General features: G+C 65.9%; 23 protein-coding genes and 3 pseudogenes. 4 read left to right on the top strand and 22 right to left on the bottom strand.

Annotation, left to right across the window (positions count from 1 at the left end):
* Positions 1 to 25 precede the first annotated feature (25 nt).
* Positions 26 to 361, top strand: a complete 336-nt coding sequence (locus ACOOGH_RS02730) for a hypothetical protein (protein ID WP_420447450.1) — start codon at positions 26 to 28, stop codon at positions 359 to 361.
* On the opposite strand, the gene ACOOGH_RS02725 is transcribed toward ACOOGH_RS02730, so the two are convergent.
* Positions 280 to 1,290 (bottom strand): carboxypeptidase regulatory-like domain-containing protein, encoded by a 1,011-nt coding sequence (locus ACOOGH_RS02725; RefSeq protein ID WP_420447449.1) that lies wholly within the window; start codon positions 1,288 to 1,290, stop codon positions 280 to 282. The two genes, ACOOGH_RS02730 and ACOOGH_RS02725, sit on opposite strands and share 82 nt — an antisense overlap.
* Before the next feature lie 157 nt (positions 1,291 to 1,447).
* On the opposite strand from ACOOGH_RS02725, the gene ACOOGH_RS02720 reads away from it, so the two are divergent.
* Positions 1,448 to 1,828 carry a hypothetical protein gene (locus tag ACOOGH_RS02720; RefSeq protein WP_420447448.1) on the top strand — a complete coding sequence of 127 codons (381 nt, stop codon included), beginning with the start codon at positions 1,448 to 1,450 and terminating at the stop codon, positions 1,826 to 1,828.
* Between the two features lie 81 nt (positions 1,829 to 1,909).
* Here the strand turns inward: ACOOGH_RS02720 and ACOOGH_RS02715 are convergent, their stop codons facing one another.
* The 19 genes and pseudogenes from ACOOGH_RS02715 to ACOOGH_RS02625 form a co-directional block, all read right to left on the bottom strand.
* Positions 1,910 to 2,236 (bottom strand): hypothetical protein, encoded by a 327-nt coding sequence (locus ACOOGH_RS02715; RefSeq protein WP_420447447.1) that lies wholly within the window; start codon positions 2,234 to 2,236, stop codon positions 1,910 to 1,912.
* A gap of 95 nt (positions 2,237 to 2,331) precedes the next feature.
* The gene (locus tag ACOOGH_RS02710) at positions 2,332 to 3,366 is read right to left on the bottom strand and encodes a hypothetical protein (protein WP_420447446.1); all 1,035 of its coding nucleotides are present in this window, start codon (positions 3,364 to 3,366) and stop codon (positions 2,332 to 2,334) included.
* Between the two features lie 47 nt (positions 3,367 to 3,413).
* Positions 3,414 to 4,436 carry a BF3164 family lipoprotein gene (locus tag ACOOGH_RS02705; protein ID WP_420447445.1) on the bottom strand — a complete coding sequence of 341 codons (1,023 nt, stop codon included), beginning with the start codon at positions 4,434 to 4,436 and terminating at the stop codon, positions 3,414 to 3,416.
* Between the two features lie 256 nt (positions 4,437 to 4,692).
* Positions 4,693 to 6,498, bottom strand: coding sequence for a hypothetical protein (locus ACOOGH_RS02700; protein WP_420450158.1), 1,806 nt, complete (start codon positions 6,496 to 6,498; stop codon positions 4,693 to 4,695).
* A 276-nt stretch (positions 6,499 to 6,774) separates the two neighbouring features.
* A pseudogene (locus tag ACOOGH_RS02695) lies at positions 6,775 to 6,867 on the bottom strand (zf-HC2 domain-containing protein); the annotation flags it as partial.
* Positions 6,868 to 6,874: 7 nt separating this feature from the next.
* Positions 6,875 to 7,396 carry an RNA polymerase sigma factor gene (locus tag ACOOGH_RS02690; RefSeq protein WP_420447444.1) on the bottom strand — a complete coding sequence of 174 codons (522 nt, stop codon included), beginning with the start codon at positions 7,394 to 7,396 and terminating at the stop codon, positions 6,875 to 6,877.
* Between the two features lie 466 nt (positions 7,397 to 7,862).
* Positions 7,863 to 8,639 (bottom strand): signal peptidase I, encoded by a 777-nt coding sequence (gene lepB, locus ACOOGH_RS02685; RefSeq protein WP_420447443.1) that lies wholly within the window; start codon positions 8,637 to 8,639, stop codon positions 7,863 to 7,865.
* A 339-nt stretch (positions 8,640 to 8,978) separates the two neighbouring features.
* Positions 8,979 to 10,022, bottom strand: a complete 1,044-nt coding sequence (locus ACOOGH_RS02680; protein ID WP_420447442.1) for a BF3164 family lipoprotein — start codon at positions 10,020 to 10,022, stop codon at positions 8,979 to 8,981.
* A gap of 273 nt (positions 10,023 to 10,295) precedes the next feature.
* Positions 10,296 to 12,404: an anti-sigma factor family protein gene (locus tag ACOOGH_RS02675; RefSeq protein WP_420447441.1), complete on the bottom strand. Its 2,109-nt coding sequence runs from the start codon at positions 12,402 to 12,404 to the stop codon at positions 10,296 to 10,298.
* Positions 12,350 to 12,919: an RNA polymerase sigma factor gene (locus ACOOGH_RS02670; RefSeq protein ID WP_420447440.1), complete on the bottom strand. Its 570-nt coding sequence runs from the start codon at positions 12,917 to 12,919 to the stop codon at positions 12,350 to 12,352. The genes ACOOGH_RS02675 and ACOOGH_RS02670 overlap by 55 nt, the downstream gene beginning before the upstream one ends.
* Positions 12,920 to 13,453: 534 nt before the next feature.
* Positions 13,454 to 15,583, bottom strand: coding sequence for a zf-HC2 domain-containing protein (locus ACOOGH_RS02665; protein ID WP_420447439.1), 2,130 nt, complete (start codon positions 15,581 to 15,583; stop codon positions 13,454 to 13,456).
* A 9-nt stretch (positions 15,584 to 15,592) separates the two neighbouring features.
* Positions 15,593 to 16,018: an RNA polymerase sigma factor gene (locus ACOOGH_RS02660; protein WP_420447438.1), complete on the bottom strand. Its 426-nt coding sequence runs from the start codon at positions 16,016 to 16,018 to the stop codon at positions 15,593 to 15,595.
* Between the two features lie 8 nt (positions 16,019 to 16,026).
* Positions 16,027 to 16,470 carry an integrase core domain-containing protein gene (locus ACOOGH_RS02655; RefSeq protein WP_420447437.1) on the bottom strand — a complete coding sequence of 148 codons (444 nt, stop codon included), beginning with the start codon at positions 16,468 to 16,470 and terminating at the stop codon, positions 16,027 to 16,029.
* Entirely contained in the window at positions 16,467 to 17,699 is a 1,233-nt protein-coding gene (locus ACOOGH_RS02650; protein WP_420438216.1) for an IS256 family transposase, read from the bottom strand. The genes ACOOGH_RS02655 and ACOOGH_RS02650 overlap by 4 nt, the downstream gene beginning before the upstream one ends.
* Positions 17,700 to 17,747: 48 nt before the next feature.
* Positions 17,748 to 18,308, bottom strand: a complete 561-nt coding sequence (locus tag ACOOGH_RS02645; RefSeq protein WP_420447246.1) for a DDE-type integrase/transposase/recombinase — start codon at positions 18,306 to 18,308, stop codon at positions 17,748 to 17,750.
* A pseudogene (locus tag ACOOGH_RS02640) lies at positions 18,305 to 18,640 on the bottom strand (transposase); the annotation flags it as partial. The pseudogene ACOOGH_RS02640 and the gene ACOOGH_RS02645, both read right to left, overlap by 4 nt.
* 349 nt (positions 18,641 to 18,989) lie before the next feature.
* On the bottom strand, positions 18,990 to 19,667 hold the full coding sequence (locus tag ACOOGH_RS02635; RefSeq protein ID WP_420447436.1) for a hypothetical protein: 678 nt from the start codon (positions 19,665 to 19,667) through the stop codon (positions 18,990 to 18,992).
* 423 nt (positions 19,668 to 20,090) lie between these two features.
* On the bottom strand, positions 20,091 to 20,555 hold the full coding sequence (locus ACOOGH_RS02630; RefSeq protein WP_420447435.1) for a putative toxin-antitoxin system toxin component, PIN family: 465 nt from the start codon (positions 20,553 to 20,555) through the stop codon (positions 20,091 to 20,093).
* Complete coding sequence (locus ACOOGH_RS02625; protein WP_420450050.1) at positions 20,545 to 20,796, bottom strand: type II toxin-antitoxin system Phd/YefM family antitoxin; 252 nt, start codon at positions 20,794 to 20,796, stop codon at positions 20,545 to 20,547. The genes ACOOGH_RS02630 and ACOOGH_RS02625 overlap by 11 nt, the downstream gene beginning before the upstream one ends.
* 172 nt (positions 20,797 to 20,968) lie before the next feature.
* On the opposite strand from ACOOGH_RS02625, the pseudogene ACOOGH_RS02620 reads away from it, so the two are divergent.
* Positions 20,969 to 22,148 (top strand): annotated as a pseudogene (locus tag ACOOGH_RS02620) (IS3 family transposase).
* A 455-nt stretch (positions 22,149 to 22,603) separates the two neighbouring features.
* On the opposite strand, the gene ACOOGH_RS02615 reads toward ACOOGH_RS02620, so the two are convergent.
* On the bottom strand, positions 22,604 to 23,218 hold the full coding sequence (locus tag ACOOGH_RS02615; RefSeq protein WP_420447434.1) for an HNH endonuclease: 615 nt from the start codon (positions 23,216 to 23,218) through the stop codon (positions 22,604 to 22,606).
* On the opposite strand from ACOOGH_RS02615, the gene ACOOGH_RS02610 reads away from it, so the two are divergent.
* On the top strand, positions 23,217 to 23,978 hold the full coding sequence (locus tag ACOOGH_RS02610; protein ID WP_420450049.1) for an HU family DNA-binding protein: 762 nt from the start codon (positions 23,217 to 23,219) through the stop codon (positions 23,976 to 23,978). The genes ACOOGH_RS02615 and ACOOGH_RS02610 overlap by 2 nt on opposite strands.
* A 171-nt stretch (positions 23,979 to 24,149) precedes the next feature.
* Here the strand turns inward: ACOOGH_RS02610 and ggt are convergent, their stop codons facing one another.
* Positions 24,150 to 25,889 carry a gamma-glutamyltransferase gene (gene ggt / locus ACOOGH_RS02605; RefSeq protein ID WP_420447433.1) on the bottom strand — a complete coding sequence of 580 codons (1,740 nt, stop codon included), beginning with the start codon at positions 25,887 to 25,889 and terminating at the stop codon, positions 24,150 to 24,152.
* Positions 25,890 to 25,903 lie beyond the last annotated feature (14 nt).

The following is a 25,903-nucleotide window of genomic DNA, read 5'->3' as shown; positions in this document are numbered from 1 at the left end:
TGTCGAAATGATCGGACGCCACCACATGGCAGACGCCTGCGGAGCCGATCTCGTCACCGCCTCCACGTGGCGCACCGACACGGACCCCAGGTGCGCGGAGGTCCAGACCGGAGGAGAGGCCGCGTTCGCCGTGTTCATGGCCGAGAAGCTCCCCGAACTGCTCGAGATCGCCGTGGGCGCGGTGGAGGGCGTGGACATCGACCGCGTGGTGGTGATGGACGGAGGCCAGGGCGAGGGCGTGTCCAACGCGCTCAACCAGCGCGTGCGGGCAAACTCAAGCTACTTGGTCCAGACGACTGCCACGCCGCAGCGCGAATCGGATCCCCCGAACTCGGCCGGCAGCGACGCCGCCCCTCTATAAACCTCTACTCCGGCCACTTCGATCGGAAGCACAAGCTTATCGATGTTCTTGGCACCGACACTCACATTGTCGAGATAAACGCTTAAGCGACAGCCACTGCGGGCGTTGAGGAGCCCCATACGAATGCTCGGGAGCTCTTCGATCATTTGCGAGATTCGTAACGGCCTCCGGCGCTCGATGTCTTGGACCGTGTAGAAGGTGCCGAGGCCAAGCAACTCCCCCCAGTGCTTCCGCTCGAAAAAGCCCTTGATCTCAAGTCGGCGCGACCGCGTGGTCGACACCACCAGCGGCTCGAGCTCCACCGGCTCCCGTACAAGGCCGATCTCCAACTCCGTCGTGTGACCGGTGGTCACGTCGACCGTGTGGAGAAGCGGCGCATAGCCGAGGCGGCGGACCCGTAGTTCGTGCTGTCCAACCGGCACGCCGGTTAGCCGAAACAGGCCCTGTCTGTCGCTTGCGGCCTCCGTCGGCCGGCCGAGGACACTCACTGCGGCCGTCGCCACGGGGCGACCGGTCTCCCGATCGACCACGCGCCCGATCAGACGTCCGGACCGCACCGAACTCAGTATGCGGAGCCGGACCTCACGCTCCTCCCCTGATGCCAGTGCTTCGGGTGCGGCCTGTCCGCTCGAGTGGTCACCGAACTCCGCCCACACGACCGCCTGGGTCGCGTCCCGCGGAACGCAGACGCGAACGCGGCCGTCGGCGTCCGTCGCCTCGCGCACCGGCATGCGTTCCGCGTCGGTCCAGCGAAGGACCACGGTGGCCCCGGGCAGCACGATGCTCCCGGACTCGTCCAGCACCGTGACGAGAAGAGAGGCCCGGTCGCCGCAGTACGCCTGCTGTGCGGCCAGCGGGCCAGAGCTGGCTCCAAGCAGGATGGCCAAGGTGAAGACTCGCCGCGCCCACCGCCGTCGCAGATTAGACATTCCGCTCTCCCCTGTGAGCACGTTCCCGCCGTTTCGCCGGACTCATGTGTCCTCGCAAGCTCGAGGCCCGCGTTTCGGTGCCAAGCGGGGTTTCGGTCAGCTCGTACCAGTCTACAGCGCGCTGTGGTGCGCCGGCGGGGGCGTACTCAATAAAGAAGTGATCGGAACCCACCGCATCGAAGACGCCTGCGGAGTCGATCTCGTCACGGCCTCCACGTGGCGCACCGACACGGACCCCAGGTACGCGGAAGTCCAGACCGGAGGCGATGCAGCGTTCGCCGTGTTCACGGCCGAGAGACTCCGCGAACTGCTCGAGATCGCCGTGGGCGTGGACATCGACCGCGTGGTCGTGATGGACGGGGGCCAGGGCGAGGGCGTGTCCAACGCGCTCAACCAGCGGGTGCGCGGCGCCTACGGGACGATGGAGCGGCTCGCGTCGGTGCTGGGGCTGGACCTTCAGGAGGTGCTGCAGCGGGCGGTGGGTTCACGGGACGCAGAGGGCGGCGAGGCATCAGCTCCGGAACTTCCGCCGGCATAGGCTTGAGAACCAGGGGACCGCGGAAGAGATCACCCCGGCCCCCACTGCTCGAGAGCGCGGACAGGAGAAAACCCGCCCCCCTTAGCGGCGCAGCTCCTGCTCTCGCTCGAGCAACTTCTCGAACGTCGCTCGCATGGCGAGCTTATTCGGGTCATCTGTTGCCGGAGCCTCGTCGAGAACAGTTCGGATCCCTTCGAGTTGTTCATCGCTCCAGGGCTTTCGCGGAGGGAGCGTCGGCGGTTCCTCCAGGCGCTCATCCGAAATGGCTCTCCCGGACGCATCCTTCGTAATAGCTCGAATGGGGTAGGATGGGTTTTCCGGAAATGGGTCGGGGAACGTAGCGTCTACCAGCCTGCCGTCCGGCCCGAGCTGTACCGTGATTGTCAGCATGTCGTCGGGCTCTGTCACGTAACGTCCCTCCGGTTCTTGGATTGGCGACCCGTACGAGGAGCCGTGGCCCCCGAGGCAGGCGATGGGTGGCGGAGTTCGGAACGATCCCCGGGTCAGCAGCTTCTGCGGAACACCTCGGCATCGAGCCGCAGACGCACCACGGAGTTGATATCCAGTTGATCGGACGCCACCACGTGAATGACGCCGGCGGAGCCGACCTCGGTCACCGTCACGGTGTAGGGTACGGACGCGGAACCGACGTGCACACCGCAGTTGTCCAGCACATCCCAGACCGATTCGTCGGAATCGGCCATGCGTCTGGCCCAGAACCAGCCTTCGGGTGAGACATCGAGTTCGGACAGATCCTTCCGCAGGATATCGAGCGTGCTCAGCGTGTCGCCGACCATGGTCAGCTCATGTAGCCGGGGCTCATCGAGGTCGGCCAGCCAGACCGTACCCTCGGGTGAGATCGACCAGGCGATGTGGTCGCGCTCGGGCGCGAAGAAGGTGACCCTCATGGTTCCGCCCTCTGACCGGCTGGTCTGCGGCGAGCCTCTTTGAACGAGGGCACGCGTATCGATATGGAGCGTGTCACCGGATATCTCACGACCCGGCGTGGCCTGTCCACGTGCCGCGTAGCTGTAGACGGTATCGCCGGTAGATCTGTACTGCTGTTCGTACACACGACCTTCCCTGTCGACAGCCACCACCACACCGGTCGGATGACCCCGATCGCGGGGAAAATCCGGCATGTACGTATCCCGCGCATGCTCCACGCCAAGCGAATCCAGCACCGAGAGAAATCTCCTGTCGTCAATCCATAGCCGAGCACGATGGTCGTCCCAGGTCACCCGAGCGGGGAATTGGGGCCTGTGCCGCCTCTCGCCTGGGCCTTCCCCCTCCGGTGCGAGCCTGCGGATGAAGCGGCCGTCGCGGTCGAAGAGGCGTACATCTCTCCATCCGGGGTCGAGCACGTAGATGCGACCGGATGAATCGAGCGCCAGATCATGGATCTCAGCGAACACGTCGGGTCCCGACCCATCGACCCGTCCGAGACGCAATTCCTCCACCAGGCGCAACTCGCTGGTTTGGGCGGCAACGGAACCTGCCCAGAGCAGCGAAAGAAGCGTTGTCGCGGCACGTATCATCAATGCACCTCCCTGCGGCCCCAGGCACCACCTACGACGAGCGCGATCTATCGTAACACGTCGGGCTCCGGCAGGCGGAAGCGGCCCACCCATGGACTGGGTTCGAGTCCAGCGGCGTAGAGCCAGATATCGGAGTCGTCGATGGCAATAGCCTCCACCCGCCGGTCCAGATGCAGGGTCTTCACATACTCGCCATCCCATGTGTAGACCTGCACCTCTCGCGACAGCCAAGCGGGCGGGTCCTCGTCCAACAATCGCCCGGAGAATACGCCGTAGAGGTACCGGCCGGTCACCGCCAGGTCCGTGAAGCCGTAGCGCGTCTCTGGACTCACCGCCATTACAGCCTTTCCGCTTACGGATCGCCCCTGTGTCCAAGCCGGCTGGAACGGATCGGGAACCGCCGCCCTTGCGATGAGACCTCCATCGTAGTCGAAGATCTCCAGCAATCCCCCCAGCAGCGTCGCCGCCGCCAGGCGCCCACCCGCCGGGTGCACCACGACCCAGCTCTCATAGGCTTGCGGGAGCGTCAAGCCCGGTGCCTCGGGGGCTTCGGGCGGAAGGCCGACAATTGTGCGATCGTAGCTGCGGTCCGCCCGATAGCGAGCGACTCGGCCGCCAGTGATCCGACCTCCGGCGAACCATGGACCATCCGGTGCGCGCGCGAGCGATTCGGCGTTGAGACCAGCTAGGGGGTACGTCTCCACGTCGAAGTCGCGATTCTGTTCAATGTCCGCCAGTGAGAGTCGGGTCAGGCGCATATGCCCACCGTCGAGGATCCAAACGGCGTCGACAGATTCCGGGGCCCCGGGTACCGCCTGTTCGAGATCATCGAACTCTCCCGGCCCATCTCCCGCTTGCCCGTAGGATCCGAGCCGGCGCGGACTGGCGAGGTCAAATACATGGATGGCGGGCGCGAGCATCGCGTCGAGCGCGACCAGCCGGTCGCCGACCAACGCGATGTCCATGATCCACCCAAGCGAGTCGTCCGCGAAGACGAAATCCGGCTCCAGTGCGGACGACGTGCCAGCGATCTCGTGGTCAGCGACATTGCGCCAACAGGCCACGCTCATGACGGCAGTCAGGGCGCCCACGGTTAGTCGGCGCGATAGGAGTCCTTGCGAACTGACTAGTCGAAACACCTGGGCTCCCGATACTTCTCTTGATAATCCGGACACATGCAGTCCCACTTTGATACCTGGCCGCACCCCCCCTCCGCGCATGAGGCTGTGGACAAGCCGATCCCGACGGGGGCTTCGGCGCGACGTGAGATGGGGACGACGGTAGTGAGTACCGCCAGGGTTCCGGCTAATGCGAAACGTTTCATTCTCATGGTTTCACTCCTTTCTTGGTCTTTGATTGTCCTGCTGCAGTGACGGAGTCGCCTCCCAGCACGAGCGTGATACGAATGGCGGTTGCAAGGTCCTCGCCACGATGCCTAAGACTGCCGCTCCGATCCAAGACGAAGTACTGGATCTGCCGAGACGCCCCGAGGGCGTCCCAGACTTCGAATCGATCATCGTGGTAAACCGGCGGGAAGCCGCGGGAGCGGTCGGCACCGGCGTCTTCGACCCCAGGTCTACCCACGGGAGCCGCTGCAACGAATAGGGTTCCTGCATCGGCGGCTTCGAGATTCTTGGCGTTCACGCGAAGGAGATCGAGTCGGTCCGCGAGAGCATGGCTCAGCCAGAAACCTTGAAGTACAAGCGTCAACCTGTCTTCCGTCGCTTCACGCAGTGTGATCCTCTCACCCTGAAGATCCCGAAGGCTCGCATCCCGATTCAGTGGTTGGTCAAGCAACGTCGGGCCGAGGTGCTCGCGCCAAGCGGTGCGGGCAGCCAAGAGTTGAGCTTCGGTCGCCGACAGCGCGTCCTTCTCCTCCTCGAGGGACGGAGATGCCGTGATAGGCGTGACCGGATCTGCAAGCGCGAGCAAGAGAAGTTCTGAAGCACGACCGAGAGATCCGGCGGTTCGGTGAAGCTTGGCCAACTGGAAGAACACGTCGGGAGTCCAACTCTGCGCGGCAGCCCGTGCCACCGCTTCGAACGCCTCTGCCGTATCTTCACGGTAGAGGAGAATCCGGCCGAGGCCGAGATTCAAGCGCGCCCGTATCTCGGCGGCCTCCCTGTCGAAATCGCCTCGCGTTTGGTCGAGGGGACGGGCCGCGCCGCGCCAATCCCGAGTGTGGTCGAGCCGGTCGAGGATCCACTCCTCGGCCAAGGGTCGGAGGGCCGGGACTTCGATCATCCGTTCGGCCGTCTCCACATCCAACTGCAAGTCACGCAACGCAGACTCGCTGGCGTAACGGTCGAGCCAAGCTCGCGTTAGGGCAGAGTCAGCAAACTCATACGAATACTGCAGCCCGACTTGGGCCAACGCAGGGGTTGGGGAGAGCTGCCAATTCTGATCCAGGGCGTCAAGCTTGCGCCGACTTGATTCGGACGAAAGTACTATCTTCCGCAATCGGATCTGTGACGAGTACTCATGTAGAGGATACCGGGAAACAAGCGCTGCGTCCCAGTACTCCTCTACGTCTCTTCGACCGAGCAGCCCCGAATAGCTCCTTAGCGCATACATCTCGTGCGGTCCAGGGTCCCCTTGCCGCGCCGCCGCATCGAGGAGTTCAAGGCGCCCAGCCCCGGTTGCCGCGACCCCGCCAGTCGCTGCCACGGGCGGCGTGTCCGGCGTGAAGAGCAGAAGTTTGGCCCAGAACTCGGGCCGCTCCGGAAACTCGGCGGCCGCCCGTCCCGCAACCTGTATCACACGCGATACGCTGATCTCGGAAGCCGCGAGCATTTGGTAGAGACGGCCCTGGAGTGTTGGCTGACCCTGCTCGTCTCGCTCGATGTATTCCCAGAAGCGGCCGCGGTTGGTGTCGATCCGGTCTCCTCGCTCATCCTCTACGGTGGCCATCGCGTAGACCGTACCGGGCGGCAGGCTGGCGGCCCCCTCGAACCTTCCGGCGTCCTCGCGCTCGAGTTCGACGGAAACGAAACCCTCTTTGGTCTGCGTGAATCGGAGCGAATCCGGAATCCAATAGCGGATCCGGGCTCGAAGCGCTGGTTCCGCGGATAGCGACGAGACGGTCTCGTAGCGCACTGTCAGGGTCCCCGCGCCGGCGCGCTCGAGGGTCATCGTGCTGGAACCCGCCATGACTCGATCCGGACCCAGGGTGAGGGCCAGGAACCCCACCAGGAGTCCCGACAGGCAAGCGACCAGCGTCAACGCCCACCTGCTCCGGGAAGCGCCGGAGATCCGAGGGGCGCGATCGAACAGGGGCACCACGTCTCCCTGACCGGGTTCCTTCGGAAAGATCTCGTCTATGAAACCCTGAGGTGCAGCCGGACTCGGCAGTTTTCTCAAGGCTGCGCCGAGCTTCCGAATGAAGCGGATCTCGTCACGACACGTCGAGCACGTACCAAGGTGCGCGCGGACTGCGGCGAGCGACGATTCACCCACTTCGCCATCGACAAAGGCGCTCAGGGTCCGATACTCCAAATGCATGATTCCGCTACCTCTCGACCAGCACGGCTCGCAGTCTTTCCCGTGCTCGAAAGAGCCGGACCGCGGACGCCGAGGGGTCGATGTTGAGGAGTTCGCCTATTTCCTTGTGCGAGTAGCCTTCAACTTCCTTGAGGATGAGAACGGTTCTGAGCTTCTCCGGGAGCGAGGCCAGCGCCCGCTCCAGCGCTATGGCATCCAGGACGCCGATTGGGCGGCTCGGTACATCCTCGTGAAGGATCGAGACTTCACGACGGCGGGCCTTCTTGCGGAGCAGCATGAGGGCCGTGCGTGTGGTCACCGCTCGCAACCAGGGTCCCACGGGCTGATCGTACTTGAAGGTCTGCAGGCTTACTGGCAGCCCGGAGAAGACGTCGTGGAGAACATCGCGTGCGTCGGCCACGGAATCCGTCAGGCGGTGCGCGACCGCGAAGAGTTCGTCGGAATAGTGCTCGTACAGGTGCCGAAGCGCCTCTCGCTCGCTGCCTGCCGCCCTCCGGGCCAGTTCCGTCTCCCTGCCCGACTCTAGCATTGCGCTCGGACCCGGCGAGACGCTGGTTCGAGCGACTGGCTGCACGAGGCAACGGCGAGCCTGCCCCAGGGGCCCGGGACAGGCTGGCCGTAAGCCTGACATGGCTCCGCCAGGGGAGCCCTCGTTCGCGCGTGTCTAGATACGGATGACACCGCGGCCGTGGTTGCGTCGCATGTCTCTCTCCTTGGGCTTGTGGTCGCCACCAAGAAAGCGCACGGAAAACCTGCGCTTCTGATAGACATATGCCGCTGGCCTGCAAAATCTTACATCACGTCGCCGGGAACCGGCGTTTCGTGGTTCTCGGAGGGGGGGCTGCCAGCTCGAGATCCGGCTGAGAGAGCTCGGCCTCAGGCCCTTCGGGAGGGGCCGGCGACACGCCCCGAACGGGAAGGGGGGGGCGCCTGCCGTGTTCAGGGGGGGACCGCGATGGACGGATCCAGCGCGGACGGCGGCGACGGCGGCTACGCTAGCGCGGCGGGGGCCCGATCCGTCCCGGTCTCATGGCCGTCAGGAAGGGCACGGGCTTGAGGGCGCCCCTGTCGTACGAATAGTAGATGAAGAGCGGGGTGCCCTGCATCTTCCCGCGTTCCACGAAGCCCCACGAGCGCGAGTCGAAGCTGTCGTCGCGGTTGTCGCCCATCATGAAGTACCGCTCTTCCGGGATCACGATCGGACCCCAGTTGTCGCGCGTGGGCTGGTACTCCTCGTGTGGCGTGTCGGGCACCAGATAGTTGGTCTGCCACCGCATCTGCGGGTCCGGCGAGTCCGGGTTGCGGGGGTTCCGCCGCACGTAGGGTTCGTCGACCGCGACCCCGTTCCGGTACAGGACGCCGTCTTCCATGTAGAGCGTGTCGCCGGGGAGGCCCACCGCGCGCTTGACGATGTCGAGCCCCGGCGAGTGATCCGCCCGGAACACGACGATGTCGCCGTGCTTCGGCTCGCGGTACCCGGGCACGCGCCCGCTCGTGAAGGGGATCGGCGCGCCCAACGACACTCGGTTCACGAGCACGAAGTCGCCCACGAGCAACGTGTCCTCCATCGAGCCGGAATCGATGACGAACGTGGCCAGCAGAAACGTCCGGAAGAAGATGAAGATGACGGCCGCCACGGCCAGCGTGCGCAGCCAGTCCAGATACCATGCCCGGCTGAAACGCTCCGGCGGCGGCGGACGCTTGCGCTTCGACTCCGCGGCCTCATCCACCTGGCCGCCTTCTCTCTTCTCTCGCGAACGACGTCGGCTCATGCCCTCCACACCTTCCGGGACCTTCGCTGCGGGGATTGCCGAAGCACGAACGCCCCGAACACGCACCAAGAGACAATCGGGCGGGCGGGCGCGCTAGGATCCAGACATCCCGCTTGTGGCGTGAAAGAAGCGCCACGTCCTTTTCTCTGTGGTCTTGCGAGGGACGCTTCGCTCGCGGCGGCGAGCGCAAACCGATTGGCTCTGAAGGGTAGGTAGATATGTAACTGTTGTCAAGCCATATGCTTATCGAACTACAAGATAAAGCTGAGCTCTCCTCGGACCGTCCGCATGGCATCAGCCCGCTTCCATGCTCGCAAGCAGATGGAGCCCGACAGGATGCTAGGGCAGCCGGAAACGGCCGACCCACGGGCCGGGCTCCGCTCCGCTCGCGTACAGCCACGTATCGGAGGCATCCACGGTGACCGCGTGCACGGTCCTGTCCAGATACAGGGACTTCACGTACTCGCCGTCCCACGTGTAGACCTGCACCTCGTTCGTGGCCCAGGGCGTCCCCTCCTCCATCACTTTCCCCCCGGAGAAGAGGGCGTAGAGATGGCGACGCGTCGCCGCCAGATCCGTGAAGCCGTACCGGGTCTCCGAACCCACCGACATCACCGCCTTGTCGGCCCGGGACCGCCCCTGGACGAACGCGGGGTGGAAGGGATGGGGCACCGCCGCGCGCGCGATGAGCACACCTTCATAATCGAAGATCTCCAGCAATCCTCCGAGGATCGTCGCCGCGGCCAGCCGGCCACCGGCGGGGTCGGCCACGACGCGGCTCTCGTAGGCCTGCAGGAGCGTCATGCCGGGCGCCTCCACCTCGGGCGGGAATCCCACGATGGTGCGGTCGTAGCTGCGGTCGGCGTGGAAGCGTCCGACGCGGCCCTCCGTGATCCAGCCTCCCGCGAACCAGCGGCCATCCGGCACGCGCACGAGCGACCCCGCGTTGGGACCGTCCATGGGAAGCGTCTCCGGCACGATCTCGGCTCCCGCTTCCATCGCTTCGAGGGACACCCGGGTCAGGCGCTGGTGGACACCGTCCAGAATCCACACCTCGTCGCGGGAATCGGAGGCCCCCACCACGATCTGCTCGGGATCCTTGAACTCTCCCGGCCCATCGCCGTCGCGGCCGTAGGAGGCGAGGTGACGCAGAGTCTCGAGATCGAACACATGGACGCTCGGGTCAAGCATGGCGTCGAGCCCCACGATCCGATCGCCGACGAGCGCGAGATCCACGACCCACCCGAGGGCATCGTCGGAGACCACGGTCTCCGCGGCGATCGTGACGTTTGGCCCCTCACCTGCGAGGCTTGCCCCGTCCGCGGGGGCGCAGCCGTAGAGCGATGCGACGGCAAGCGGCCAGATCGCCCAGCCACGCGCCACGGTGCGCTCAGGGCCCAAGGGACTCAGCACAGCGCGGCCAGTACTGGGGAATCTGCAGGTCCGGGCAGAAGCAGTCGATCATCGGATTCCAGTAGCCGCAACCTCCCTCCGCACACGCCGCTGTGGCCAGTCCCACACCGAGGGGCGCCTCGGCATCGCGTGTGACCGGCATGATCGACACGGCAAGCGCGGTCATAGTCGCCAAGAGCAAGCGTCTTCGGATCATCTCTCGTTTCCTTTCCGTTCTCGTAGGAGGTTTGAAGGCGTGACAGGTCACATGGCGAGCGCGATTGAAATGCGTAGTGCGGTTTCAAGATCCTCACCGCGGTGACGAAGCCTGCCACCCCGATCCAGGACGAAGTATTGCAACTCGCGCCATGCCCGAAGCTCCATCCACACCTCGTGGTCGGGGTCGTGGTGGAAGCTGGAATCCGTGCCCGGGCACTCGACCGGCGAAGGGTCCGGCTGTTCGCGTACGCAGACGGTTCGCACTCCCACTGAATTCAGCCGTTCGGCATTCAGCCTGAGGAGCGAGGTTGCTTCATCAGGAACGAGGTCCGCGCGAATCGCGTGGACGACCAGCGTTACGCCGCGCGGGGATCCAGCTGCCTGTTCGAGCGTCGTCCGGTCTCCGGCTTGGGTGCGCAGAGACACGTCGAGACGGACGTACTCGTCCAGAAGTCCTTCCAGAATTCGTTCACGCATGGCGGCCTGCGCCTCACCCTGTGGGGCCTCCATTGGCCATAGCCGCGCAACATCTTCCTCGACTGAGAGATACGGCGCCAAGGGCACTACCGGATCCGCCTGCGCCAGCGAGATCAGCTCGGCGGCGCGAACATCGGAACCGAGCGCGCGATGGATCTCGGCGGCGCGCAAGAAAACGTGCGGATCCCAGATCTCGTCGACTGATCGTTCGAGTGCGTCGATCCCTCCCGCCGAGTCGCCTCGACCCAAGCGTATGCGGGCCAGATGCAGGTACAGGTTCGCTCGATTCTGGTGCGTCTCCACCTCGAAGTTCCGGCGCGACTGATCGAGCCGGCGGGCGCGGCCGACCCAATCGTCGCTGTAGGAGAGGCGGTCGAGGATCCAACCTTCCGCCAGCGGCCACAGGGCCGGCACGGCCATCAGGTTTCGCGCCACTTCCGTGTCGGAGCTCAGCGTCCGGCCTGCCAAACTGGCCTCGTACCTGTCGAGCCACCTCTCCGTGAGGATCGGGTCGGCGAACTCGTACGAATACCTCAGCCCGACCTGCGCCGTGGCCGGAGCGTCGAGATCCGCCCAGTCCTCCTCCAGGGCGTTCAGCTTCTCCTCGGCGGGAGCTGCGGAAACCAGAGTTTCCTGAAGGTTGACCAGGGCGGCCGCACCGTGGCGCGGATAGCGCGTGCGGAGTTCGCCCTGCCAATAGTCCGCAAGCTCGCCGCGTCCGAGCAGGCTGGCGTACCGGCTGAGCGCGTCGATCTCCACCGGTCCCGGATTGCCGTTCCGGGCCACCCGATCGAGCTCGCCGAGTTGCGCCGCGTGGGTCGATCGCAGCGTCTCGATCGACGCCTCCGGCAGGGCGGTGAGTTCGAACGAAAGGCGCCAGAACCAGAATTCGGGCTGCCCGGGGAACTCCGAGGTGGCCCGTTCGGCCAACTCGGCGGCTCTGGGGGCGTTGAACTCGAGGGCCGCCAGGATCTGGTAGCGGCGTGCTTCAAGCGTCGGCCGGCCCTCGGCATCCGTCTCGAGGTACTCCCAGAACCGACCGAAGTCACTCTCGACATAGGTCCCATCGAGGTCTTCGACGGTGGCGGCCGCGTAGACCGTGCCGGACGGCAGGTCCGCAACGCCCTCGAACATCCCGGGAGCTTCCCGCGAGAGTTCGATGTCGCGGAAGCCCCCCTCGTTCTGCACGAAGCGAAGCGAGTCGGGGATCCAGTACCGGATGCGCGCGCGCACGCGGGTCTCCGCCGCAAGCGGAGAGATCGTCTCATAGGAGAGCCTCATCGCTCCGCTGGTGGCCCGCTCGAGCGTGAGCGTGCTGGCCCCCGCCGCCATCCGCTCGGCGCCGAAGGTCAGGACGATGGCGGCCGCCACGACCCCCACTAAGCCCGCGGCCAGGGCGAGCACCCAGCCTCGCTGCACGGGCTCCCGCCCCGAGGTTCGCAACTCGGGGGTCGGGGTGGGTTCCCGGTCGACGGGCCAGATCTCTCCGATCAGGTTGCGGGGCGCCGATGGAGTCGGCAGCGCACGGAGTCCATCACCGAGCGTCCGAATGAACTGGACCTCCCCGCGGCACCTGTCACACGTGCGAAGGTGTGCGCTTACCGCCGTCCGGGACTCGGGGGTCAGGTCCCCGTCAGCGAACGCGCTGAGCGTCGGATAGTCGATATGCATGTCCATCTCTCTCCGAGAGAGGCTCTCAGCGAAGCCCGGGCTCGCGAGAGCCGGGCCATCGACGCGGAGGGCGTAATCTCGAGGAATTCGCCTATTTCGTTGTGGGAGTAGCCTTCGATTTCCTTCAGAATGATCACCGCCCTGAGGGTGTCCGGGAGTGTGGCCAGCGCGCGCTCGAGTGCGATCGTGTCCAGCGCGCGAGGGGGACGGCTCGGCAGGTCATCGCCGATCGGCGTCTCGCGGCGGCGGCGGCGCTTGCGGACCAGTTGCAGCGCCCTGCGCGTGGCCACGACCCGCAGCCAGGTTCCGAGCGAACTCCTCTGATCGAACGTCTTGAGGGCGCCCGGGAGATGGACGAAGACATCCTGCATCACGTCGCGTGCATCGGGCGAAGACTCGGTCAGACGGTACGCCACGGCGTATACCATGTCCGAGTGCTCCTCGTACAGGACGTGAAGAGCCTCGCGGTCCCCATCGGCGGCCCGCCGGACGAGTCGTCCCTCCTGATTCGCCTCGATCACTGATCGGCCCGGTCGCGACGCCGAGCCTCACCCACCTCGAAACCAACCATCGCCAGTTTCCCCCAGGACTTGCGGCTCGATTCCCACCACCCCGAACGACCCCGATTTGCGTCTCGATCTTGCTCGCAGCTGACCGTGCCCTCAGGACCCTCGGCGCAGCCCGCACAGACACCTTTTTCTCTTAGATGCCGAGAGGGGACGAAACCTTACATGAAGTGATCGGCCAAGCCGGCGCGCCGTTGCCGGAGGGCCGGCTGGTACCTAGCGCGCAACATGTGTCAAGGCAATCGATTATAAGTACGAGAAGGGGCTACTTCGTCCAGACGGCGACCACGCCGCAGCGGTTGGTGTATCCCCCGAACTCGGCGGGGAGACTCGCGAGACCTCTGTAGATCTCCACGCCGGCGATCTCGCCGGGCAGGACGAAATCGTTGAGGGACAGGCCCGCGTTTTCGGAGGCCCCGGCACCGTAGGTGTAGTTGGTCGTGGATGCGGAGGTCCGGAAGCGGCTGCTCCCTACACCTCTTCACATCTTCAAGTGGAGAGTACAAGGGCGATGCGCAGGGCGGTTTCCAGGTTCTCCCCGCGATGGCGGAGTCTTCCGGTGCCATCAAGCACGAAGTATTCCGGATTCCCGGATGCGCGGAGTACCTCCCGGACTTCCTGCTTCGAGTCCTGATAGAAGGAGCCGTATGGTCCGGAACGTCCTTCCGGCAACGGACCCGGTCGTTGTGTGACGACCACAGTGCGCACACCGGCCCCCCTCAAGGGCCCGGCGTTCACGTCGAGAAGCGTCGACGCCTCGACGGGTATCCGGTCCGGCTCGCTGGTGTAGAGAACCACCGTCACGCCCTGTGGAGCGGCCGCCCGCCGGAGCGTCACCTCTTCGCCGGTTTCGGATCGGATGCGCGCGTCCAGGTCGACGTGTTCGTCCAGGAGCTCCACTTCGATTCGTTCGAGCAGAGTGATCCGGGCCGCGGCCAGTTGAGTTTCGGTCGACTCGGGCCAGGCCGAGTCGGCGGCGGCGGAGAGGTACGGCTCCAGCGGCGTTACGGGGTCTACCCGTGCGAGCGCAATCAGCTCGGCGGCGCGCGCCTCCGAACCCGCAGCGCGGTGAAAATCGGCCGCCTGCACGAAGACCCCCGGGTTCCACGACTCCGCCACGGCCCGTTCCACCGCATCGGTCGCAGCGTACGGGTCGCTCCGAGCCAGGCGGATGCGGGAAAGGTGGAGGTAGAGAAGCGCGCGACCCTGGCGGGCTTCCGCTTCGAAGCTGCGGCGTGACTGGCCAAGGCGCCGGGCGGGGCCCGCCCAGTCCCGGCTGTCCGCGAGGCGGCGGAGAATCCAACGTTCGGCCACCGGCCACAGGACGGGTATTTCCATCACGGCTCCCGCCACTCGGATGTCATAGTCCAGGCTCATGGGGATCGGAGCGGCGACCTGCCGGACGAGCCATTTCTCGGTGAGGTCGGGATCGGCGAAGGCGTAGGAAATCTGCAACCCCACCTGGGCTGCAGCCGGAGCCTCGGTGAGGGCCCAGGTTTCCTCGACGGCGGCCAGCTTCTCTTCATCCGTGCCCGAGGACGTGATGATCGACCGCAGAGTGACCACCGTAGACAGGCCGTGTCGCGGGTAGCGCGCGACCAGTTCGTTCGCCCAATGGTCGGCCAGGTCCGTGCGTTCCAAGAATCGGGAGTACCGCCAGAGCGCATCCATCTCCACGGGTCCCGGATCGCCCGCCCGGGCGGCCCGGTCGAGCGCAGTGAGACGCTCTGCGTGACGCAGCAGCAGCGTGTCCGGCGGCGATGCCGGCCAATGATCATCCGAGAACAGGAAACCCCATACCCAGAACTCCGGCTGGCCGGGGAATTCGGAGGCCGCCTGCGCGGCGAGTGGTCTGATCCCGGTGGGGTTGGAATTGAGAGTTGCGAGCATCTGGTAGCGTCGGGCCCACAGAGTGGGGCGACCCTGTGCGTCTGTCTCAAAGTACTCCCACGGTCCATCCGGGCTGTTGTCGATGTAGTCTGCGCCGGGGTCCTCGATCGTGACGACGGCGTAGGCAGTGCCCGGTGGAAGGCTGGCGACGCCCTCGAACTCCCCGAGCCTCTCGCGAGACAGTTCGATCGCACTGAATCCCGGCGTGGTCTGCATATATCGAAGCGAGTCCGGGACCCAGTATCGAATCCGTGCGCGCAGGCTCGGTTCCCCCGCCAGTACGGAGACGGTTTCGTAGCGGAGGGCCAGTGTCCCGTCACGGGTCGGTTCGAAGCTGAGTGTGCTCGCACCTGCCATGGCCTGCCCGGAGCCGAGGGTCAGCAGGATGATGGTCGCGATCAGCCCCAGGACGCCCACGCCGATCGAAGGGAGCCACAAGGATCGCGACGGAAGCGCCGGTTTCGCCTGTGCGCCGACGAGCGGAAGAACCGTTGCATGGCGCGAGCCCTCGCGGAACAGGTCGGCGAGGAGTGCGTCGGGCGGCTTTGGAGCCGGAAGCGTGCGGATCGTCTCGCCGGCTGCACGGATGAACTGGACCGCCTCCCGGCAGGCCGCACATTCTCGAAGGTGTGCCCGAACGGTCTCGGACGCACGCCCGGCCAGATCGCCGTCCGCGAAGTCGTTCAGCGTAGCATAGTCGATGTGCGAATCGTGGCTACCTGACTTCATTCCTGTTCCCTACCGTTCGCGGAGCGCGTCGTGAAGCGCCGCGCGTGCACTGTGCAACCGGCTCCTCGATGTGGACGGCGGGATGCCGAGGAGATCACCGATCTCCTTGTGCGAATAACCGTGCAGTTCCTTGAGAACGATCACGGTTCGCAGTCTTTCGGGGAGCGATGACAGCGCACGCTCGAACGCGATGGAGTCGATGATCGAGGGGGCTCGCCGGCCGCCGAATGCGCTCTCGTCCCGGACACTCACTTCGCGGCGTCTCCGTTGTGAGCGGAGTCGCATGAGGGCCGCCCGGGTGGCAACGGCGCGAAGCCACGGCCCGAGTGAGCGCCTGCGATTAAATCGCTTGAGAGCCGTCGGAAGACGAAGAAAAACGTCGTGCAACACGTCGCGGGCATCGGCCGACGGAACCTGCCAACGATTGTGAGACACTTGCCGATTCAGTTTAGTGAGCCCTCCATTTCCCCGCCGGCGGCCGGTCCTGCGGCGTTGGCCGACGTGATGGGGAGTGCGCGGTTGATCCAGACTTCGTCCGGGAGTTCGGCGGCCCTCGGCGGGCCTCCCACGAAGCGGTCGGGGCGGGCGGCGTAGGCCGCGGCCAGCACGTTCTGCCGGTGCGCGATCACCTCGGGGGCGCGGCCGAGGTGGACTTGCCGGGGCGTGAGCAGGCCGATGCCGCCGTGGCGGTGTTCGGTGTTGTACCATTGGAAGAAGGTGCGGCAAAAGTCCTTCGCCTCCTCGATGTCGGCGAACCGGCCCGGGAAGCCCGGGTGGTACTTTACGGTCTTGAACTGCGCTTCCGAGTAGGGATTGTCGTTCGAGACCCGGGGACGACTCAGCGACGGGACTGTCAGATTTTCTGTGTAAATGGCCCTCGCACTCATACGGGCACTCGGCCCTCGAACACGATCGACAGGTGGTTCAGGGCGCCGGTCCAGTCCTGAACGGGCCGGGTCCAGCGCTGTGACGCCCTCTCGATCGCAAGGTACAGCACTTTCCTGACCGCCTCCGGGGTTGGGAACGCGCCGCGCTTCCTCGTCACCTTCGTGAGCTGCGCGTTCAGGGCCTCGATCGCGTTCGTCGTGTACATGACCTTGCGGATCTCGGGCGGATAATCGAAGAACGGGGTCAGGTTCGCCCAGTTCGCCCGCCACTTCCGGCTGATCATGGGGAAGCGCTCGTCCCAGCGCTGAGAAAAGGCCTCCAGCGCCGTCTCGGCCGCCTCCAGGCTCGGAGCCCTGTAGATGGCCCGCAAGTCCCTGGCGACCGCCTTGCGCTCCTTCCAGGCGACGAACCGGAGCGAGCCGCGCACCAGATGCACGATGCAGAGCTGGACCTGCGTCTTCGGGAACACCGACTCGATCGCCTCGGGAAAGCCCTTGAGGCCGTCGATCGCTGCGATCAGGATGTCCTCGACCCCCCGGTTCTTGAGTTCGGTGAGGACCGAGAGCCAGAACTTCGCCCCCTCCGCTTCGCCCACCCACAGCCCCAACAGCTCCTTGTTGCCCTCGAGCGTCAGGGCCAGGGCAAGGTAGACCGCGTGCGTCCGGACGTGGCCCCGGGAACGCACCTTCACGTGGATCGCGTCCAGATACACGATCGGGTACACCGTATCCAACGGCCGGCCCTGCCACGCCTTCACGTCCTCCAGGACCGCGTCGGTCACCGCCGAGATCAGCGACGGTGAGACCTCCACCTTGTACAGCTCCTTCAGGTGACCCTGGATCTCCCGCGTCGTCATGCCCCGCGCGTACAGCGCGATCACCTTCTCGTCGAACCCGCCCAGCCGACGCTGGCCCTTCCTGACGAACTTCGGGTCGAACGTCGAATCACGGTCCCGAGGCACCTCGATCTCGAACTCCGACGTGTCCGTCTTCACTCGCTTCCGCGTACGGCCGTTGCGCGAGTTGCCGCCGTTGCGGCCCTCTCTCGCGTGCTTCTCGTAGCCCAGGTGGTCGGTGAGCTCTCCCTCCAGCGCCCGCTCCACCACCCGCTTCGTCAGCGCCTCCAGAAGACCGCCTCCGCCCATGATCTCTTCCGGGCTGCGGCCCTCCAGCAGGCTGTCGAGAAGCTCGTCTACCTCCCGCTCCGTCGCATCCTTCTTCCTCGCCATGGTCTCCTCCCGCTTCCAGAGTCTACTCCATGGCCATTTACACAGAAATCAGCACACTCCCCGCACACCGTGCTTGAGACACGTCTCCCCGATCAAGTGTCCGGCCAGCCCCGCGGTCTCCCGCTCCGCCACCATCCATCCGGTGGCGTAGCGGCTGTAGATGTCCAGGATCACGTACAGATGGAAGTACCGCCACTTCTCCGGCCCCAGCAGCCGGGTGATGTCCCAGGACCACACCTCGTTGGGTGCCCTGGCCACCACCTCGGGCTTCGGGTGGTTGGGATGGCTGCGCTGCGCCCGCCGCTCCCGAACCGCCTCCTTCCCGGCCAGGATCCGGTACATCGTCCGCTCCGAACACAGATAGACGCCCTCGTCCAGCAGCGTCGCGTACACTTCCGCCGGCGCGCGGTCGGCGAAGCGCGGCGAGCACAGCACACGGAAGACCTCCGCCCGCTCCGTCGCGTCCAGGGCCCGGGCAGGAGCCGGCCGGGGCTGCCGCTGCCCGGTCTTCGGCCTCCGGCGACGGTAGAACGTGGCGCGCGCGACCCCGAGGGCCTCGCACGCCGCGCGTACGCCCACGTGCCCGGCCAAGCCTCCGGCCGCGCTCAAGAGCGCTTCCCGTCCCCGGGGCTCACGCCCAGCAGCCCCGCAACTTTTCCCTGGACATCGATGATGATGCGCGCCTTGCGGAGTTCCTCGCGCAACCGCGCAACCTCCCGCTCCAGCGTCTGCACCTTCCTCGCCTCCCGCTTCCCGCCCGAGGGCTTCGGTCCGCGTCTCTTCGCCAGCCCCCGCAGCGACCCCTCCCGCGCCGCCTTCCTCCACATCGAGAGGTGCGAACTGTACAGTCCCTCGCGCCGCAGCAACGCTCCAATCTCCCCCGGCGTCTCGCAGGCGTCCGCCTCCTCAACGATCGACAGCTTGTACGCCGCGGTGAAGCGCCGCCTCGTCGCCTTCGCCGCAACTCCGGATCCGGCGCCGGCGGGCGGGCCGCGGCCGTGACCCCGTGCCGCTCGTCGCTACGCTCCTCGCGTCCCGGGGTCACCTCCTCCATCTTCGACGATGTCATCCCATTCCTCTCTCCGTCCATCGTTCTCCACCCTTCGCCCTCCTTCAGTAATCTCCAAGGTAGCGAATGCCTCACCGAGGTTGGCAGAGAGGGCGAGGACTCGGTGAGGCGATACGCGACGGCGAACAAATCCTCTGAGTACTCCTCGTACAGTTCCTGCAGGGCGTCGCGGTCACCCTCCGCCGCCCTGCGAGCGAGCCGCCGTTCCCTCGAGGAGGCGATCACGGCAGCAGGTCTTCGCCGAGAACGACGCCGGCGGTCACACCCCAGGCCCGCCGGTGGCCCGTCGGCGTCAGCGGGAGTCGACCGTCGCTCGGACTAAGTGAGTTGAACGCGCCGCGCAGCCAGAGGCCGGTCGCCTGTCCGGTCTGCCAGCGCAGCGTCAGCACGCCGCCGGTGACGAGCGCCTGGTTGAGTCCGAGCGCGAGGGCGGGACCCACGAAGCGCCGGTATTCGGGGCCCAGGCGGCCCGGGTGGGGCATCGTGCCGGAGGGTCCGTAGCTCGCGACCTGCAGCCCCGCGGAGACGCCGAACCGTTGACCGAAGACGCGGCCGAGTTCGATGGCGCCGCCCCCTTCGATGCCCCGGATATCCGATGTCGCTTCGGCGAACAGGTCGCGGCGGTCCCGGCGGCTCCGCTTGATTTCCGCCCGGCCGCCCAGCAGCCACCCGCCGACGAACCGGGCGCGTGCGTCCAGACCGAGATCGATCTGACTCTCGTCGGCCGTGAAGATCACGCCCCCGATCGCCTCCTGAAACGCTTCGCCTTCGAGCGTGCGGTACTCGCCGTCAGCGGTCACGAGCCATTCGCCGCTGCCGGGACCCTGGAACGCCCACTGGCCGGCGATCCCGAACGTCCAGCCATCGGCGTCCCATGTGTCGCTGGGAGGATCGCTCACGAGGAATCTCACGAACTGGCCTTCGAAGGCGCTCTCGCGAAGGCCGTACAGGGCCCAGTCGGCGCCGAGAGCCGCGAAGGCCGCCGAAGCGCCGAACGCGGACGCCTCCCGTTCGAACCGGCGGCGGTAGGCGTCGTTCCCCAGGTCCAGCGGGACCGGTTCCGCGTAACCCTCGAGTTCAAAGATCCGGCCGGGCTGAGAGACCGTGTAGATCTGTATGTAGTTTACGATTCCCTGCCCCGATTCTGGCTATCTCCCGTCCGCTTGGTGCGCCATCTTCAAGAGCAGCAGGAAGGTGATCTGCTTCCGTCTAGGCCCTGGACGAGAGGCCGTCGTCGCGCTAACAGGTGCGCGAAGCTCCACGCCTTGTTGACCATCTGCCGGGTGTGGTTGTCGAGCCATGGAGGAATGTACGGTCCTGCCTCAGGTGGCAGAGTCACGCTCGTGAAGGTCGTGTGCGGCCGCACTGGTTTGCCCATGGTGCGCCAGAAAGCGGGCCGGTGTGATGATCAGTATCCCATGGAACGGAGACATGGCGAGCAGGTCGCCGTCGCCCGTCACCAGATGGTCGGCGCGCCCCATCAGGGCAGTCTCCAGGATCTTGTCGTCGGAGGGGTCTCGGCAGCCGAGCTTGGCACCGGCGATCGGCACCCATTCCGCAACCGCGGCCAGCAGCGCGACGAAAGCTGCTCGAGAATCCCTACCTACATAGGGGTCGAACTTCGAGCCGAGGATCCGATGGCGAAGCTCTGCGAACGTCTCGTCGCTGAAGAGAACGATCCCGTTGTCCGCTCTGACCAGATCGACCGCCCTGCGAGGTGGCCCTGTCTGGGTGAGGACGGCGCTGATCAGAACATTGGTGTCGAGTACTACCCTGTCAGCTATCATCGGAGAGCAGGGACTCCAACGCCGCTGGCGTAAGGCCGTTGGCGGCTGCCTCCTTGCTCATGGCGTCCATCGCGGTCGCCAACCGGTCCCAAGCGGTTCCGCGCAGTCGCTTGAACTGCTCCACCGACAGCATCACGCCTACCGGCGTGCCGTTCCGCGTGACACGCACAGGTCCCTGCTGGGCGAACCGAAGAAGTTGGCCGAACCGGTTCTTGGCCTCTTTGGCAGTTATTTCTCTCATGTGGCCACAATAGCTACCTTGGCCTCTGCCGGTCAAGTCAGGCCTCTCGCCAACGGACCGTGCAATACCGTTAGTCCCTTTGTTGAGCTTGAGACGCTACGAAGCACCTCAAAGTGGAGTTGCCCCGCTTTGACGGACACCTATCCATTGGGGTCAAGCAAGGAGGTGTCCTATGGCGGGCCGGCAGGGGCGGTATCCGTCCGAGTACAGGGAGCGGCTGGTGGAACTGGCGAGGAGCGGGCGTAGCGCCGCGTCACTCGCCCGGGAGTTCGATCCGTCGGAGCAGACGATCCGGAACTGGGTCCGGCGGGCGGACGTGGACGAGGGGTTCCGTAGCGACGGGCTGACGACGGAGGCGCGCAACGAACTGCGGCGCCTGGAGCGTGAGAACAAGCGGCTCAGGATGGAGCGGGACATCCTAAAAAAAGCCGCGGCCTGACCACCGCTGCGCGGCGGTGCCCCGCGCAGGAGAGCGGATCGATCCCCGGCGGGGGTACGCGTTCATGAAGGCGCACCGGGCCGAGTTTCCGCTTCGGGCCATGTGCCGGGTGCTGGGTCTCTCCCCCAGCGGCTACTACGACTGGCTCAAGCGTCCTGCCTCGGACCGCGCGCGGCGGGACGCGCAACTCGAGGCGCGGATCGGGGCGATCTGGACCGGGAGCGGCGAGACGTACGGCCGTCCGCGGATCCACGCGACGCTCAGGGCCGAGGGCGAGCGGGTGGGCCAGAAGCGCGTGGGGCGGCTGATGAGGGGCTTGGGGATCGAGGGCGCGACCAGGCGGCGTTTCAAGACGGCGACGACGAAGAGGGACACCGAGGCCCGGCCCGCGCCGGACCTGGTGAGGCGGGACTTCTCGGCCTCCGGGCCCGACGAGCTGTGGGTGGCCGACATCACGTATGTGCCCACTTGGGCGGGCTGGCTGTACCTGGCCGTTGTGCTCGACGTCTGGAGCCGTCGCGTCGTCGGCTGGGCCATGGCGACGCACATGCGGACCGAACTCGTCGAGGCCGCGCTGTCGATGGCCCTCGCGCGCCGTCGTCCCCGGGGGCGCATCGTCCATCACTCCGACAGGGGTTCGCAGTACACCTCGCTCGCCTTCGGGGAGCGCTGTCGCGAGTCGGGCATCGCCCAGTCCATGGGCTCGGCGGGCGATGCGTACGACAACGCCATGTGCGAGTCGTTCTTCGCGACGCTCGAGTGCGAGCTGATCTGGAAGCGCTCCTTCCGCACGGCGGACGAGGCGCGACGGGAGGTCTTCGGCTTCATCGAGGGCTTCTACAACACCCGGCGGCTGCACTCCGCACTCGGCTACGAGTCGCCGGCAGACTACGAGAGGAACCATGCGGCCTGAGGCGCACCGGCGGCGCGCACGGACGTCCTCTCCCGAGCGCCTGAGAGAGGCCGAAAGGAGAAGAACCCGAGACGATCAACCACAGAAACTAACCGTCCGTGAAAGCGGGACAGCTCCAAAGCTCGATAGCCACCTGTCCTCCGCAGATTGGATGACTCCTCAGGGGTCATCGCTTAGGTCATAAGGATATGTTGTACATGAGGTTACATCGTAATGTCGATATCGTCGAGCACCCCGCCCAATCACCTTTTCCGCGCCGGGTAGCCTCATCGGTCGGTCCAAGCGCAACGCCACCGGGCCGACAATTCCCGAGGCAACTTGTCGCGGCTCGTGTCGTCCACAGCACCTCCAAGCTCGCGGAGGACAGCTGCCGTTGGGTGCTGATCCCATGCGAGTCGAGCACGTGGTCACGTGGTCAAAGCCGCTCAGCACGGTGGGGCGGTGGGACGAGTCGCTCACCCAAGCTTCTGGCCAACCCCTCTGGCGGCTGAGTCGGGCCATAGGCGAAGCTCGGACAAACTCGGCCATCGAACTCGGAGAGATCGCTTGTCGAACGGGATGGCGGCATCGGGAAGGTTGGCCCATGCGGGATCCATCAGATCGTCCTTCTCACACCATTGGGCACCAAGCTTGAGATATCGGCGAAACACCAGCAGCGCCGGAAACTCGCCCTTCGATGCGAGCCACATGACCATGTCCTTCGATCCCTTGGACGAGTTACAACTGCGGCAAGCGTAGACAATGTTGTCGGCGGCGTCCGGGCCACCCTTCAGGCGAGGGATCATGTGGTCCAGGGAGAGCCTACCTTCGCATCCGCAGTAGCAGCATGTCGTGCCGTGGACGATCTTCGTCTTCTCGTCGTACAGCAGGGACCGCATCTTCACGTCACCAGCCAAGTATCCGTTGCGGAAGCGTGCCCGGATCATGAAGTGCACCGCTTCATAGCGAGTCTTGCCCTGATCGACGGCCGCATGGGACATCGCCAGTCGCCCATAGCTCCAAGCGCAGTGTTCCCGCACCGAAGCGTACAGCTCCGGTGGCTTCATTGGCAGTTGCTGCGAGGTGTTCATGGGGCTCCCCTCTGCCGACTGCTCGGCCACCCCGAATCATGCTGTTCGTTGGGCAGCCCAGCCGTCCACTAACCGGCTCGACTGCAATCTCCTCGACACGGCTGCGGACTTGCCGCAACTCGCAGACCGCCATCTGCTGCAGCCTCACGATCCTCCGGTCCGGCCCTCTCGGATATTGCCTTCATCCCCCGGCGGTCGGATGGATACCATCATCCAACGGCGGGTGCCCGCCGGACGACAACCCCGCGAGGACGGGGCGGGCTCGGGCTTGACGAGGCGACCCAGCGCACCTGTAAGTTGTTGCTACATAGGGGCAAGACTCATCCACACTCCCGGACGACGAGTAGGACATGACCAAGCTGATCTCGTTGAGCCGGTCGCCGATGTGGTCGGCACACAGGTCACCAAGAGGGATTGCGGGCTCGTGGTCCACGCCTTCCTCGATGCCGCGAAGGACACGCTGGCGCGCGGCGACCACATTGAGATCCGGGACTTCGGCACCTTCAAGGTGCGGCACCGTAGAGCCCGCACTGCCCGCAATCCCAGAACAGGCAAGCCGGTCGAGGTTCCGGCCCCTGCGTCGCGCCGGTCTTCCAGCCCTCGTCACTCCTCCGCGCCCGGGCGGCTCAGGGGAACGTCGTCGCGTAGGCGGGCATGTGCGCTCGTGCTCGGACGCGATCGCTCAGGGATGGTCTCCCACTCCGGCAACTTCCCGGAAATTGAAGCGGTTTTTCCACCCGTTCGGTACGGTGGAGTCTGATACCAGATCTACGGCAAGGACGGCAGATCGTGCAGTCCCCATTGAAGTTACATGATTCCTTGCCGTGATCTTAGGCTACTGTGCTCCGTTACCTCGCCTCCCACACCCGGGTAGGCTACGAGGAAGACTTCGAGGTGGTCATGGATCCGGATCCGGCGAGGACGTAGAGGACTACCAGGCGATGGCGTGGCCGTCGCGTCTCGGGTCCGACCCGCCGGAGAGGGCGCCTGTCCCCGCGTCGCGATGCACCGCCTGCACGCCGCCCAGATTCCCGGGCTCCGCGAGGTAGTGGCCGCGGTCCGCCAACTCCTCGTAGACCTCGGGCGGGAACCCGGCCTCCACATAGGTGACGGAGTCCTCCGGGATCGGCGTCCGGCCCCCGCCCCGGTTGACGCACATGCGCGGCGAGGCGATCGCCAACTGCATGTCCATCCCGGCCACCGCGAGCTTCGTGATCACCTGGCCCACGGTCTGCGGGATCGTGTAGCCGCCTTGGGCCCCGACGGCCGCGAAGAGGTCGCCGTCTTTCATCATCATGCACGGCGTCATCACGCCCTTCGCCCGCTTGCCGCCCTCGAGGTGGTTCACGTGACCCTCCTCGAGCACGAAACCGAACATGTGGCCGTTGTTGAGGAAGATCCCGGTGTCGCCGGCGATCACGCCGCTCCCGTACGCGTTGACGAGCGACTGCGTGAAGGCGACCGCGTTCCCCCAGCGGTCGACGGTGGAGAGACTCGTCGTCCCGAAGAACGGAAGCGGGGCGCCGGAGAAGGAGGCGACACGCATCGGATCGATCTTCGCGCGCTGTTCGTCCGCGTACTCACGGGAGATGATCATGTCGACGGGGATGTCCACGTCTTCCTTCCCGGTGTTGTACCGGTCGTCGTCGGCGAGCGCGAGCTTGAACGCCTCCAGCCACAGGTGCACGAACTCCGACCCGTAGAGGTCCATGTTGGCGAGGTCGAACCCGTCCATGATGTTGAGTGCCTGGAACATCGACATCCCGCACGAACCCGGCGGCATGGCGTGCAGGTCGTATCCCTGGAAGGTCGTCGTGATCGGCTCTCTCCACTGGACCTCGTACGATTCGAGGTCCGCCTTCGTCAGGTGGCCGCCGTTCTCGGCCAGGAAGGCGACGATGCGGTCGGCGAGCTCGCCCTGGTAGAGGTCGTCGGGCCCCACGCGGGCGAGGTGCCGCATGCTCGCGGCGAGTTCGGGTTGCCGGATGACCTCGCCCATGCGGGGAGGGCGCCCTTTGGGGAAGAACACGCGCGTCGTCGACGGGAAGCGGCGCAGCTTGTCCGCGCTCGACGCCGTGTAGCGCTCGTCGAACTTCGAGATCACGAAGCCGTCCTCGGCGAGCTGGATCGCGGGCTCGAACAGGTCGCCGAGACTCATCGTGCCGTAGCGCTCGAGCGCTGCGGCCCAGCCCTTGAAGGCGCCGGGCACGATCGGCGCCTTGTACCCCATGGCGAAGTCGTCGAGCGTCATCGTCTCGGGCGACGAGGCGGCGGGCGACTTGCCGAGCGCGTCGAGACCGACGACGCGGTTCTCCTCGGCCAGGTAGATGAGCATGTAGCCGCCGAATCCCCCGATGCCGGACATGTACGGGTCGGACACGTTCAGCGTGGCGCAGGCGGCGACCATGGCGTCGATGGCGTTCCCTCCCTCCATCATCGTCTTCGTGCCGGCGAGCGACGCGTAGTAGTCGGAGCAGGCCGTCACGCCCGTCCGGCCCCACACGGTCCCGTGCGCGGGCCCGGCCAGGCCCGGTACATGCGAGTAGTCTCCGGAGCCCCACTGCCCGGAGGTGACGGGCGGCGCGGCGGCGGTCTCGGGGGGACGGCAGGCGACGAGGCTCGATCCGGCGGCGGCCGCGGCGGAGGTGACGAGAAAGTCTCGGCGTTTCATCGGACGGCTCCTGG

Source organism: Candidatus Palauibacter sp., assembly GCF_965213655.1.
Lineage (GTDB): Bacteria > Gemmatimonadota > Gemmatimonadetes > Palauibacterales > Palauibacteraceae > Palauibacter.
Note: the sequence above shows the minus strand (reverse complement) of the source record. Positions and strands in the feature narration are given on the sequence as shown.